This is a genomic window from Pseudomonas sp. LBUM1656, from assembly GCF_059716065.1.
Genome location: NZ_CP166800.1, coordinates 4,602,707 through 4,616,314, shown reverse-complemented (window position 1 = coordinate 4,616,314; position 13,608 = coordinate 4,602,707). Strand labels below are relative to the sequence as shown.

Here is a 13,608-nt window from a genome sequence, read left to right as displayed (position 1 = left end):
GGTATGACCATGCAACAACGCATCGAATCGACGCTGGGCCTGTTACAGCCCGAGCACCTGCAAGTGCTGGATGAAAGCCATATGCACAGTCGTGGGTTGCAAACCCATTACAAGGCCGTGGTGGTCAGCCAGCAGTTCGAAGGGCTCAACCGCGTCAAGCGTCACCAGAAAGTCTATGGCACGCTCGGCGAGCTGATGGGCGAGTTTCATGCGTTGGCGCTGCATACCTACACGCCGCAAGAATGGGCACAGATCGACGCGGCTCCGGCCTCGCCGACCTGTGCTGGCGGCAGCAAGCATTAACCCTCGGTTTTTTGCTAGAATCCGCAACGCGCCGCTCACCCGGCGCGTTTTTTTTCGCATCCGGTTCACCCCTTACGAGGGTAGCCACCTGGAGAATCACCCATGACACAACAGATTGTCGTGGCGGCACTGTATAAGTTCGTCACCCTGGAAGATTACGTCGCCCTGCGCGAGCCACTGCTGCAAGCGATGGTCGACAACGGCATCAAAGGCACGCTGCTGATCGCCGAAGAAGGCATCAACGGCACCGTGTCCGGCAGCCGCGAAGGCATTGACGGGCTGATGGCCTGGCTCAAGAACGACCCGCGCATGGACGACATCGACCACAAAGAGTCGTACTGCGACGATCAGCCGTTCTACCGCACCAAGGTCAAACTCAAGAAAGAAATCGTCACCCTCGGCGTCGAAGGCGTGGACCCGAACAAAAAGGTCGGCACCTATGTCGATCCGCAGAACTGGAATGCGCTGATCAGCGATCCTGAAGTGCTGCTGATCGACACCCGCAACGACTACGAGGTCTCGATCGGCACCTTCGAAGGCGCCATCGACCCGAAAACCACCAGTTTTCGCGAATTCCCCGACTACATCAAAGCCCACTTCGACCCGGCCGTGCACAAGAAAGTCGCAATGTTCTGCACCGGCGGCATTCGTTGTGAGAAGGCCTCGAGCTACATGCTCAGCCAGGGCTTCGACGAGGTCTATCACCTCAAGGGCGGCATTCTGAAGTACCTCGAAGAGGTGCCGCAGGAAGAAACCAAATGGCAGGGCGACTGCTTCGTGTTCGACAACCGCGTGACCGTGCGTCATGACCTCAGCGAAGGCGACTACGATCAATGTCATGCCTGTCGTACGCCTGTCAGCGTCGAAGACCGCGCGTCCGAGCATTACGTGGCCGGCATCAGTTGCCCGCATTGCTGGGATACGCTGAGCGAGAAAACCCGTCGCAGCGCCATCGATCGGCAAAAGCAGATCGAACTGGCCAAGGCGCGCAACCTGCCTCACCCAATCGGCTACAACTACAAGCAAACTCCTTCAGAGGCTTGAATCATGTCTGCCCAACGCCTGCTCTACGTGATGGACCCGATGTGTTCCTGGTGCTGGGGCTTTGCGCCCGTCGCCAACGCGCTGGTCGAGCAGGCACAGGCGGCAGGAGTGGACGTGCATCTGGTGGTGGGCGGCTTGCGCACCGGCAGCGGCTCCGCCTTGGAGCCAACCACCCGACGCTATATCCTTGAGCATTGGCAGGCCGTCACCCAGGCCACCGGCCAACCGTTCAAGACCGAAGGCGCGTTGCCTGACGGTTTTGTCTACGACACCGAGCCTGCCTGCCGGGCGCTGGTGACGGCGCGCAACCTGGCACCGGATTGCGCGTGGAAACTGCTCGGGCTGATTCAACACGCGTTCTACGCCGAAGGTCGAGACGTTACCCACGCCAGTGTCCTGGTCGAGTTGGCCGAGAAGGCGGGCCTGCCACGCATCGAATTTGCTGCCGCGTTCGACCGTGCCGATCAGCACGCTGCGACTGCTGCCGATTTTACCTGGGTGCAGGACCTCGGTATCGCCGGATTCCCTACGCTGCTGGCCGAGCGAAATGGGCAACTGGCGCTGTTGACCAATGGCTATCAACCCTTGAGCGAGTTGTCGCCATTGCTCGGGCGTTGGCTGGAGCGCGCTGCCTGTGCATGACCTGCCCGATGACACGCCCGCTCCCAAGCGTGTCGATCGGCTGAGTTGGGCTGAAATCCGGCGGCTGGCCCTTCACCATAAAAAACCCTTGTGGATCGCCAATGGCGTAGCGGTGTTGGCCACTCTGTGCAGCGTGCCGATTCCTCTGCTGTTGCCATTGCTGGTAGACGAAGTGTTGCTGGGTCACGGCGATTCCGCGCTGAAAATCATGAATCACGCGTTGCCCGAAAACTGGCAGAAAGCAGCAGGCTACATCGGCCTGATGCTGCTGGTGACCTTGTTGCTGCGCTGTGGCGCCTTGCTGTTCAACGTGGTGCAGGCGAAGTTGTTCGCGGCGCTGGCCAAAGACATCGTGTATCGCATCCGCATCCGGCTGATCGAACGGCTCAAGCGCATTTCCCTGGGTGAATACGAAAGCCTGGGCAGCGGCACGGTGACCACGCACCTGGTCACGGACCTGGACACGCTGGACAAGTTTGTCGGCGAGACCCTCAGTCGATTCCTGGTGGCGATGCTGACGCTGGTTGGCACCGCGAGCATTCTGATCTGGATGCACTGGAAACTGGCGCTGCTGATCATGCTGTTCAACCCGCTGGTGATCTACGCCACGGTGCAACTGGGCAAGCGGGTCAAGCACCTGAAGAAGCTCGAGAACGACAGCACCTCGCGGTTCACCCAGGCCCTGACCGAAACCCTCGACTCGATTCAGGAAGTGCGCGCCGGCAACCGTCAGGGGTTTTTCCTCGGGCGTCTGGGGCAGCGGGCTCGGGAAGTGCGCGATTATGCGGTGAACTCGCAGTGGAAAACCGATGCGTCGAACCGAGCCAGTGGCTTGCTGTTCCAGTTCGGCATCGATATTTTCCGCGCCGCGGCGATGCTCACCGTGTTGTTCTCCGACTTGTCCATCGGCCAGATGCTGGCGGTGTTCAGCTACCTGTGGTTCATGATCGGTCCGGTGGAGCAGCTGCTTAATTTGCAGTATGCCTATTACGCCGCCGGTGGTGCGCTGTCGCGGATCAACGAACTGCTGGCCCGCGCCGATGAGCCGCAATACCCCGGCGGTGTCGATCCGTTCCAGGGTCGGGACACCGTGGGCATCGAAGTCCAGGGCTTGAGTTTCGGATATGGCGACGAGCTGGTGTTGAACCAGATGGACTTGTCGATCGCACCTGGGGAGAAAGTGGCCATCGTCGGTGCCAGCGGTGGCGGCAAGAGCACCTTGGTGCAGTTGCTGCTGGGGTTGTACACACCCCTTGCCGGAACTATCCGCTTCGGTGGCTCGACCCAGCAAGAGATCGGCCTGGAGACGGTTCGCGAAAACGTCTCCGTGGTCCTGCAACATCCCGCGCTGTTCAACGACACCGTGCGCGCCAACCTGACGATGGGCCGTGTGCGCAGCGACGAAGCCTGCTGGCAGGCGCTGGAAATTGCCCAGCTGAACCAAACTGTTCGCGAGTTGCCAGATGGTCTGGACAGCATCGTCGGACGTTCAGGTGTGCGTTTGTCCGGTGGCCAGCGGCAACGGCTGGCGATCGCGCGGATGGTGCTGGCCGAACCCAAGGTGGTCATTCTCGATGAGGCCACCTCGGCGCTGGACGCGGCCACCGAATACAACCTGCACCAGGCGCTGGCGCGATTCCTGAGCAACCGCACCACGCTGATCATTGCGCATCGGTTGTCGGCGGTGAAACAGGCCGATCGGGTGCTGGTGTTCGACGGCGGGCAAATTGCCGAGGATGGCGACCATCAGCAGCTGATTGCCGAAGGCGGTTTATACGCCAAGCTTTATGGCCATTTGCAGCAGCATTAGTGACAGTTCGCGCCAGGTTGACGGCAAGAGCACGCAAAATATGGCCATTGGCTTGCCGGGATCGAATACGCACCCTAGTCTAGCTGTAGCGATCACTTTGGATGATGATCTGGCAGTGCTAATGCAAGGGACCTCATGAAGCAAAAGCGGACTCTCGGAACCCCCAGGTTGTTGGGCATCGTCTGGCCATTTATTGCCGTAGTGCTATTTCAAGCGCTGTTGGGCGGTGTCAGTCTCTATGTACTTTCGGCGGTCCGCGGCTATGTTGCCGGGGAAAGCCTGTGGTCGAAGGGCCAGAAAGACGCCATCTATTACCTCAATCTCTACGCGGACAGTCGCGATGGGGCCATTTTCCTCAAGTACCAGAACGCTATCGCCGTGCCGCAGGGCGGACACGAGTTGCGCGTGGCGCTGGATCACCAGCCACCGAATATCGAAGCCGCACGGGTGGCGATTCTCAAAGGTGGCAATCATCCCGATGACGTCTCCAGCCTGATCTGGCTGTACCTTAATTTTCGGCATTTCAGTTATCTGGAAAAAGCCATCGACCGCTGGACTGTGGGTGACGCGTACCTGGTGCAACTCGATAACGTCGCCCAGGAGATGCATCAGGGCATTACCGAAAATCAGGCTTCGGACGCCGACATCAAGCGCTGGAAGGAGCAGATTTTTGCAATCAACGATGGTGTGACGCCTGCCGCCAAAGCCTTCAGCGATGCCTTGGGCGAAGGCTCGCGCTTGATTCTGCGCCTGCTGCTGGTGACAAACCTGGCCACGGCCCTGGGCTTGATTGCATTGGCCTTGATGCGCACCCACAAACTGCTCAAGCAGCGCCATGCCTTTGCCGAGGCCCTGCAGTTGGAGAAAGACCGGGCGCAGATCACCCTGCAATCGATTGGCGACGGGGTGATCACCACGGATGTCGATGGTGCCATCGCCTACATGAACCCGGCGGCCGAGGCGTTGACTCACTGGAAAGGCGAGCAGGCCGTCGGCTTGCCGCTGGCGGCCTTGTTCAATCTGCTGGATGACAATGCTCAAGCCGATGGCTTTACCTTGATCGAGCACATTTTGAGCGGACAGCTCAGCGGCGGCAGCGAACATTCCAAACTGATCCAGCGCCTGGATGGCAGCACCGTTTCGGTCACCCTGGTGGGGGCGCCGATCCGCAATGCCGACAAGGTCAGTGGCGCCGTGCTGGTGTTGCATGACATGACTCAGGAGCGGCAGTACATCGCCAATCTGTCCTGGCAGGCGACCCATGACGCCTTGACCGGGCTGGCCAATCGTCGCGAGTTCGAGTATCGCCTGGAGCAGGCGCTGCACAACCTGACCCGGTACGCCGGGCGCCACGCCTTGATGTTCCTCGATCTGGACCAGTTCAAACTGGTCAACGATACCTGCGGCCATGCGGCGGGTGACGAGCTGCTGCGGCATATCTGCGCGCTGTTGCAATCTGGGCTGCGCGAAGGTGACACCCTGGCCCGGCTGGGCGGCGACGAGTTCGGCATTTTGCTGGAGAACTGTCCGCCGGAAGTCGCCGAGAAAATTGCCGAAAGCCTTCGCCATACCGTGCAGAATCTGCACTTTGTGTGGAAAGGCCGGCCATTCGTCACGACGGTCAGCATCGGGATGGTGCATATCGCGCAAACCCCGACCACCCTCGAAGCTTCGCTGCGTGCCGCTGATATGGCCTGTTACATGGCCAAGGAAAAGGGCCGTAACCGGGTTCAGGTGTATAACGCCGATGATTCGGAACTGTCCCTGCGTTTCGGTGAGATGGCGTGGGTACAGCGCCTCCATATGGCACTGGAGGAGGACCGTTTTTGCCTGTACTCCCAGGAAATAGCACCCCTTGGTCATACTGAACGCGGCGGCGGGCATATAGAAATCCTGTTGCGTCTACATGATGAAGCCGGGCGCATGATATTGCCGGACAGTTTTATTCCGGCTGCCGAACGTTATGGCCTGATGACCGCACTTGATCGTTGGGTAGTGCAGAACGTCTTCAAGATCATTGCCCAATGTATTGCCGAAGAGCGCAAAGGTCCTTTGGCCATGTGTGCGATTAATCTGTCAGGTACTACTATCGGAGATGACGCGTTTCTGGACTTCCTGAGGGAACAGTTTGTTACTTGGTCCATTCCACCTGAAATGATTTGTTTTGAAATTACAGAAACCAGTGCAATTTCCAATTTGGGAAGTGCAATTAGATTTATCAATGAACTCAAAGGTTTAGGTTGCCACTTTTCATTGGATGACTTCTGCGCCGGGATGTCCTCATTCGCCTACTTGAAACATTTACCTGTAGACTTCTTGAAGATCGATGGAAGTTTCGTAAAGGATATGCTGGACGACCCGATTAACCGCGCCATGGTAGAAGTGATCAACCACATCGGCCATGTCATGGGTAAGCGCACGATTGCCGAGTTTGTAGAAACACCCCAGATCGAGCAGGCATTGCTGGAGATCGGGGTCGATTTCGCTCAAGGGTATGTCATTGAACGCCCGCATCTGTTTACCTGCGATAGTTTGCAAAGTCGTCCTGCCAGGCCTCAACCTTTGTTATTCAAGGCGCCCGGCACGTTCCGTTGAAATCTCTTGCTGATCCTAACAATCACAATCAAAAGGAGCCCGACAGTGATCGACACATTCAACCGAACCGGACCACTCATGGAAGCTGCAAGTTACCCGGTATGGGCGCAACAGCTCATCAAGGATTGCAGCGAGAGTAAGCGCCGGGTTGTCGAACACGAACTGTATCAGCGCATGCGAGACAACAAGCTCAGCGCTAAAACCATGCGTCAGTACCTTATTGGTGGCTGGCCAGTCGTTGAACAGTTCGCGTTATACATGGCACAAAACCTGACCAAGACTCGTTTTGCCCGCCACCCAGGTGAAGACATGGCGCGTCGTTGGTTGATGCGTAACATTCGTGTCGAACTGAACCATGCCGATTACTGGGTAAACTGGAGTCGGGCCCATGGTGTCACCCTGGAAGATCTGCAAGCGCAACACGTTGCCCCTGAATTGCACGCCTTGAGCCACTGGTGCTGGCACACCAGTTCGGCGGATTCGTTGATCGTTGCCATCGCCGCGACCAACTACGCCATCGAAGGCGCGACCGGAGAGTGGTCGGCACTGGTCTGTTCCAGCGGTGTCTATGCGGCAGGGTTCCCGGAGGAAGACCGCAAGCGGGCCATGAAGTGGTTGAAGATGCACGCCCAGTACGACGATGCCCATCCTTGGGAAGCGCTGGAAATCATCTGCACGCTGGCGGGCATGAACCCGAGCAAATCCCTGCAAGTGGAATTGCGCGAGGCTGTGTGCAAGAGCTACGACTACATGTACCTGTTCCTGGAGCGATGCATGCAGCTGGAACACTCGGAAAAGGCTCCGGTCGCGCGTGAGCGCATGGCATTGGCCGAAAGCTGATCCATAGGCAACACGAAGCAAATGTGGGAGCGGCGGTGCGGCGATCCGACTTGCTCGCGAAGGCGGACTGACATTCAACGATGATGTTGACTGAAAGTCCGCATTCGCGAGCAAGTCGGATCGCCGCACCGCCGCTCCCACATGTCTTTTACTGTGTTGCTGAGGGTGTTAACCCGCCATGGCCAACCGGTTACGCCCTTCGCGCTTGGCGACATACAGCGCGCTGTCGGCCCGGCGCAACAAACTCTCGGCAGACTCGCCGGGCAGCAGGGTCGAGCAACCCAGGCTGACCGTCAACTCGACCATATTGCCATCGGCCTTGTAGTTCTGCGCCTGCGCCGCAAACCGCAGGCGTTCGCCGACCATGGCGGCGGCTTCACGGCTGGTGTTGGACAGCAGGATCAGGAACTCTTCGCCACCAAACCGGAACACCATGTCTACGTTGCGCAGCTGGTTCTTGATCGCGGCAGCGACTGCCTTGAGTACGTCATCGCCCGCACTGTGGCCGTAATTATCGTTAACGTTCTTGAAGTGATCGATGTCGAGCATCAGAAGTGACAACGGCATCAAGTGGCGTCGCGACATTTCGATTTCACGCTGCAACGTCTGATCCATGGCGATGCGATTGCCGGTATCGGTCAAGGGATCGCGCAACGCACTCTGCGTCGCGGCCCGGTAGAGCAGGGCGTTACGCATCGGGAACAGCAGAGTGGACAGCAACGATTCCAGGTTGCCCTGTTCGTACTCGCTGAATCGCTGATTGCGGCGGAACACCAGTTCACCCAGGTTTTCGCCTTCATGACTGAGGCTATAGCTGACGGAATGATGGCCGCGATGACCGAACTCCAGACGCAAGTCGCTGGCCGGGTGCTGATAAGTCAGCGCATCCAGCGGCACCAGGCGTTGAATCTCGCGGAAGAAGAGTCCGAGGATACGTTGTGGCTCAAGACTGGTTTGCAGCTGCTGGCCGAGTTGCTGGCGCAATTGTGCAAGGCTGAATGGCCGCTCCAGAATGGGAGGTTGCTGACCAAAGCCCAGGCGTTGCAATTTGGCGCTGTCGAAGTCAATTGCGTTGGTCTGGGATGGTGATTTCATATGGCGTGAGCCCCTAAGCAGTAAGGCTGTCTTACAGGCTGGGTGAGAGCGGCTTTGGGCTGCGCGTCATACTGGTCCATCAGTCCCGTAGGACATTTGGCGCAAGTTTAGTCCGCTTTGCCGAAGATTAGTAACCTATCGACTGAGGCGTCTGCCCGATTGCTTTCACACGGCGTGTCTGAGCAAATTTAGAGCGAAAGTCATGCCAATGAGTTCCTTCTAATAAAAAGCGTTCCGAATCAATATTTTAGGAGGTTTTTGGCGAATTTTTGGCTGAGAGGGCGACGGCGATTTGACTGAAACCGCTGCAGTTGCGAGGCACTTTAAGCGCCGCGCCAGGAATTCGGCGCGGCACAAAAAGCGACGTGCGGTCGTTACTGGGCGTTGAAGGCCTGACCGTTGATGCCCGTGCTGTCCGGGCCCATCAAATAAAGGTAGACCGGCATGATCTCCTCGGGTGTCGGGTTGTTCAGTGGATTTTCACCCGGGTAGGCCTGGGCGCGCATGCTGGTGCGGGTGGCGCCCGGGTTGATGCTGTTGGAGCGCACCGGTGCCACGGTGTCGACTTCGTCGGCCAGGGTTTGCATCAAGCCTTCGGTGGCGAACTTGGACACGCCATAAGCGCCCCAGTACGCACGACCCTTGCGACCGACGCTGCTGGAGGTGAACACCACCGAAGCGTCCTGGGACAGCTTGAGCAGGGGCAGCAGGGTGCTGGTGAGCATGAACATGGCGTTGACGTTGACGTGCATGACGCGCATGAAGTTCTCGCCGGACAGCTGCTCGATCGGTGTGCGCGGGCCAATGATCGACGCGTTGTGCAGCAAACCGTCGAGGTGGCCGAACTCGGTTTCGATCATCGCGGCCAGTTCGTCGTACTGATGAGGCAGCGCGGTTTCCAGGTTGAACGGGATCACGGCGGGTTGTGGGTGCCCGGCCGCTTCGATTTCGTCATAGACCTGGGTCAGGTTGGCTTCGGTCTTGCCCAGCAGCAGTACGGTTGCACCATGGGCGGCGTAGGTTTTCGCCGCCGCAGCGCCAATGCCGCGACCTGCGCCGGTGACCAGGATGACCCGGTCCTTGAGCAATTCAGGGTGGGCGGAATAATCAAACATAAAAAACCTCGACTAAAACACAGAGCAGATTGCGGCGCGGCCATTCGCGGGCAAGCCCGCTCCCACAAGGATCAAGGTGTTCACACATTTTGTATTCACCAACAGAACCCTGTGGGAGCGGCGGTGCGACGATTCGACTTGCCCGCGAAGGCGTCAGCTCCTGCAACCCAATTCCAGGATTTGAAAACCGGTGTTCAGCAACTACACAGCGCGCTATCAAGCACTTTGCGCAACTCCAGCGGATGATCCACCACCACATCCGCCCCCCAATGCCGCGGGTTGTCATCCGGGTGAATGTACCCATAGGTCACGGCAGCCGTTTTGGTGCCGGCATCGCGACCGGATTCGATATCGCGCAGGTCATCGCCCACAAACAGTACGCTGGCCGGGTCCAGGTTGAGCATCTTGCACGCCAGGATCAGCGGCTCGGGGTCCGGTTTGCTGTTCTTTACATGGTCCGGGCAGATCAGCAGTGCCGAACGTTCAGCCAGCCCCAGTCGTTGCATGATCGGCTCGGCGAAGCGCACAGGCTTGTTGGTCACCACGCCCCAGATCAGGTTGGCTTTCTCGATATCGGCCAGCAGTTCGCTCATGCCGTCGAACAGCTTGCTGTGGACTGCGCAATCCTTGAGATAACGCTCGAGAAATTCCAGGCGCAGTTCTTCAAAGCCTGGGGATTCCGGGTCCATGGAGAAAGTCACGGCGACCATCGCCTTGGCGCCCCCGGAAATCTCGTCGCGGATGTGCTTGTCGTTCACCGGCGGCAAGCCGCGGTCGGCGCGCATCGCCTGGCAGATGGCAATGAAGTCCGGCGCGGTGTCGAGCAGGGTGCCGTCCATGTCGAAAAGGACTGCTCTGATACGCATCGGCTTACTCCTCGCGCAGGGTCTGGATCATGTAGTTGACGTCCACATCGGCCGCCAGTTTGTAGTGCTTGGTCAGCGGGTTGTACGTCAGCCCGATGATGTCCTTGACGGTCAGGCCGGCCATGCGGCTCCAGGCACCCAGCTCGGAAGGACGGATGAATTTCTTGAAGTCGTGAGTGCCGCGTGGCAGCAACTTCATGATGTATTCGGCGCCGATGATCGCGAACAGGTACGCCTTCGGATTGCGGTTGATGGTGGAGAAGAATACCTGGCCGCCCGGTTTGACCATTTTGAAACAGGCGCGGATCACCGAGGACGGATCCGGCACGTGTTCCAGCATTTCCAGGCAGGTGACCACATCGAACTGCTCGGGCATTTCTTCGGCCAGTGCTTCGGCGGTGATCTGCCGGTATTCGACGCTCACACCGGATTCCAGTTGATGCAATTGCGCAACCGCCAGCGGCGCTTCGCCCATGTCGATACCCATGACGGTAGCACCGCGCTGGGCCATGGCTTCACTGAGGATGCCACCACCGCAGCCCACATCGAGGACTTTCTTGCCGGCCAGGTTGACCCGCTCGTCAATCCAGTTGACCCGCAGCGGGTTGATGTCATGCAGCGGTTTGAACTCGCTTTCGCGGTCCCACCAGCGGTGGGCCAGGGCTTCGAATTTGGCGATTTCGGCGTAGTCGACGTTGCTCATGGTTTAAGTCCTCTAAAACTTGAAAAATCCTGTTGCCCCGGTGTTCAGGCCGGGGGGCTTACAATTCGGAATGGCCACTGATGCGCTGGCCCCAGGCCTTGGCGCTGGCGCAGAGTTGTTCTTCGTCCATACGGGTCAGGCGACGGTCGTCCAGCAGTTGCTTGCCGGCGACCCACAGGTGTTTCACGCAGTCCCGGCCAGTGGCATATATAAGTTGCGAAACCGGATCGTAGACCGGTTGCTGCGCCAGTCCCGACAGGTCGAACGCGACGATGTCCGCGGCTTTGCCGACTTCCAGCGAACCGACTTCAGTCTCGATCCCCAGCGCACGGGCGCCGTTGAGCGTGGCCATGCGCAGTGCACGATGGGCGTCCAGCGCGGTGGCCGAGCCGGCGACAGCCTTGGCCAGCAACGCCGCAGTGCGGGTTTCGCCGAGTAAATCGAGGTCGTTGTTGCTGGCCGCGCCATCGGTACCGACCGCGACATTGACCCCGGCCTGCCACAGACGCTCGACCGGGCAGAAGCCGCTGGCCAGCTTGAGGTTGGATTCCGGGCAATGAATTACATGGGTGTTGCTTTCTACCAGCAGCACCAGGTCTTCGTCGCTGATCTGGGTCATGTGCACGGCCTGGAAGCGCGGCCCGAGCAAGCCCAGGCGCCCGAGTCGGGCCAATGGGCGTTCACCACGCTGCTCGACCGCTTGCTGCACTTCGAAGGCGGTTTCATGGACGTGCATGTGAATGGAGGCATCCAGTTCTTCGGCGATCACCCGGATTTTCTCGAGGTTTTCGTCGCCTACGGTGTAAGGCGCATGGGGGCCGAACGTGACTTTGATCCGCTCGTGGTGCTTGAGATCGCCGAATAACTCGACGCCCTGACGAATGGCTTCGTCCGCCGTGCTGGCGCCTGGTATCGGGAAGTCGAGGATCGGAATGGCGATCTGTGCGCGAATACCGCTGTTATGCACGCGCTCGCTGGCAACCTTCGGAAAGAAATACATGTCAGAGAAGCAGGTGATGCCACCTTTTATCTGCTCGGCGATGGCCAGGTCGGTGCCATCGCGCACGAAGGCTTCATCGATCCACTTGGCCTCGGCGGGCCAGATGTGGTTTTCCAGCCAGGTCATCAGCGGCAGATCGTCAGCCAGGCCCCGGAACAGTGTCATTGCCGCATGCCCGTGGGCATTGATCAGGCCGGGGCTGAGCAACATGTCCGGCAACTCGCGCACTTCGGTTGCGTTAAGCTTCAGCGCAGCCGACCTTGGGCCGATAAACACGATACGACCGTCGCGGATGCCCAGGCCGTGCTCTTTGAGGACAACGCCAGCGGGTTCGACGGGTACCAGCCAGGTCGGCAGCAACAGCAGGTCGAGCGCAGCGGCAGTGTTCGGCATCGAGGGTCGGTTCCAGTGCTTTTGTAAAGGATGGCGAAGTATACCCGAGCGTCTTCGCGGGGGGATCGCTATAATCGGCGGCTTTTGTTCATAAGTGCGGGGTGTGGGATGCGCGATCGACTGTTGGCTGCGGAGAAGGTGAAGGCCATCGATTGGCGTGATGGCGCCCTGTACCTGCTGGATCAGCGTATTTTGCCGTTCGAGGAAACGTGGATTGCCTACACCGGCGCCGCGGGCGTGGCCGAGGCCATTCGCTCGATGGTGGTGCGCGGCGCGCCCGCCATCGGCATCAGTGCCGCCTATGGCATCGTGCTGGCAGCCCGCGCCCGGTTTGCCGAGGGTGGCGACTGGCAGGCAGCGTTGGAAGAAGATTTCGCGCTGCTCGCCGATTCCCGTCCGACCGCGGTCAATCTGTTCTGGGCCTTGGGTCGCATGCGTGATCGGCTTGAACGCTTGAAGCACCACGCCGATCCGTTGTCGGTGCTTGAAGCGGAAGCCATCGCCATTCATGAAAGCGATCGCGAAGCCAACCTGACCATGGCGCAACTCGGTGTGGACCTGATCCGCAAACACCAGGGCAACGCCCAGGCAATCCTGACCCACTGCAACACCGGCGCGCTGGCCACCGGCGGCTTCGGCACGGCGTTGGGGGTGATTCGCGGGGCTTTCATCGAAGGCATGGTCGAACGTGTCTACGCCGATGAAACCCGGCCATGGCTGCAAGGTTCTCGATTGACTGCGTGGGAATTGGCCAATGAAGGCATTCCCGTGACCGTCAACGCCGACTCCGCCGCGGCGCACATCATGAAGACCAAAGGCGTGACCTGGGTGATCGTCGGCGCCGACCGGATCACCGCCAATGGCGACGTGGCCAACAAGATCGGCACTTATCAGCTGGCGGTCAACGCCATGCACCACGGCGTGCGCTTCATGGTGGTGGCGCCGAGTTCGACCATCGACATGAACCTGGCCAGCGGCGACGAAATTCCTATCGAAGAACGCGATGGTCGCGAGTTGCTGGAAGTCGGCGGAAAGCGGGTGGGGGCGGAGGTTGATGCGTTCAATCCAGTGTTCGACGTGACCCCGGCGGACCTGATCGATGCGATCGTTACCGAAAAAGGCATCGTCGAACGCCCGGACACCGCGAAAATGGCGCAGTTGATGTGCCGTAAGCGTCTGCATTGATTGGCCGTGGCGTTCGA

12 protein-coding genes are annotated in these 13,608 nt (G+C 59.2%); 7 read left to right on the top strand and 5 right to left on the bottom strand.

All coding sequences use genetic code 11. The annotated features are described in order from the left end of the window. Window positions 1-3: 3 nt before the first annotated feature. The 6 genes from ACA072_RS20745 to ACA072_RS20720 all read left to right on the top strand — a co-directional run bounded on the left by ACA072_RS20745 (window position 4) and on the right by ACA072_RS20720 (window position 7,234). Window positions 4-303 (top strand): BolA family protein, encoded by a 300-nt coding sequence (locus tag ACA072_RS20745; protein ID WP_497398487.1) that lies wholly within the window; start codon window positions 4-6, stop codon window positions 301-303. Window positions 304-405: 102 nt separating this feature from the next. Continuing rightward, window positions 406-1,347, top strand: a complete 942-nt coding sequence (gene trhO / locus ACA072_RS20740) for an oxygen-dependent tRNA uridine(34) hydroxylase TrhO (RefSeq protein ID WP_109633750.1) — start codon at window positions 406-408, stop codon at window positions 1,345-1,347. A gap of 39 nt (window positions 1,348-1,386) precedes the next feature. Beyond that, complete coding sequence (locus tag ACA072_RS20735) at window positions 1,387-1,989, top strand: DsbA family protein (protein ID WP_497625024.1); 603 nt, start codon at window positions 1,387-1,389, stop codon at window positions 1,987-1,989. Continuing rightward, on the top strand, window positions 1,982-3,799 hold the full coding sequence (locus ACA072_RS20730; protein WP_497620257.1) for an ABC transporter ATP-binding protein: 1,818 nt from the start codon (window positions 1,982-1,984) through the stop codon (window positions 3,797-3,799). Before ACA072_RS20735 ends, ACA072_RS20730 begins: the two co-directional genes overlap by 8 nt. A 135-nt stretch (window positions 3,800-3,934) precedes the next feature. Continuing rightward, a complete protein-coding gene (locus ACA072_RS20725; protein WP_497620255.1) occupies window positions 3,935-6,394 on the top strand; it encodes an EAL domain-containing protein in 2,460 nt (819 codons plus the stop codon). A 78-nt stretch (window positions 6,395-6,472) separates the two neighbouring features. Then, the gene (locus tag ACA072_RS20720; protein ID WP_497620254.1) at window positions 6,473-7,234 is read left to right on the top strand and encodes an iron-containing redox enzyme family protein; all 762 of its coding nucleotides are present in this window, start codon (window positions 6,473-6,475) and stop codon (window positions 7,232-7,234) included. Window positions 7,235-7,402: 168 nt separating this feature from the next. Here the strand turns inward: ACA072_RS20720 and ACA072_RS20715 are convergent, their stop codons facing one another. From ACA072_RS20715 to ACA072_RS20695, 5 genes are all read right to left on the bottom strand, one after another. Further along, window positions 7,403-8,329 carry a GGDEF domain-containing protein gene (locus tag ACA072_RS20715; protein ID WP_497620252.1) on the bottom strand — a complete coding sequence of 309 codons (927 nt, stop codon included), beginning with the start codon at window positions 8,327-8,329 and terminating at the stop codon, window positions 7,403-7,405. 374 nt (window positions 8,330-8,703) lie between these two features. Further along, entirely contained in the window at window positions 8,704-9,444 is a 741-nt protein-coding gene (locus tag ACA072_RS20710; protein WP_497620250.1) for a YciK family oxidoreductase, read from the bottom strand. A gap of 194 nt (window positions 9,445-9,638) precedes the next feature. After that, complete coding sequence (mupP, locus tag ACA072_RS20705; RefSeq protein WP_497620248.1) at window positions 9,639-10,310, bottom strand: N-acetylmuramic acid 6-phosphate phosphatase MupP; 672 nt, start codon at window positions 10,308-10,310, stop codon at window positions 9,639-9,641. A gap of 4 nt (window positions 10,311-10,314) precedes the next feature. Continuing rightward, window positions 10,315-11,013: a bifunctional 2-polyprenyl-6-hydroxyphenol methylase/3-demethylubiquinol 3-O-methyltransferase UbiG gene (ubiG, locus tag ACA072_RS20700; RefSeq protein WP_010461694.1), complete on the bottom strand. Its 699-nt coding sequence runs from the start codon at window positions 11,011-11,013 to the stop codon at window positions 10,315-10,317. Window positions 11,014-11,071: 58 nt separating this feature from the next. Beyond that, entirely contained in the window at window positions 11,072-12,406 is a 1,335-nt protein-coding gene (locus tag ACA072_RS20695) for a TRZ/ATZ family hydrolase (protein WP_497620246.1), read from the bottom strand. Window positions 12,407-12,514: 108 nt separating this feature from the next. Between ACA072_RS20695 and mtnA the strand changes: the two genes are divergently transcribed. Beyond that, a complete protein-coding gene (mtnA, locus tag ACA072_RS20690) occupies window positions 12,515-13,591 on the top strand; it encodes an S-methyl-5-thioribose-1-phosphate isomerase (protein WP_497620244.1) in 1,077 nt (358 codons plus the stop codon). Window positions 13,592-13,608 lie beyond the last annotated feature (17 nt).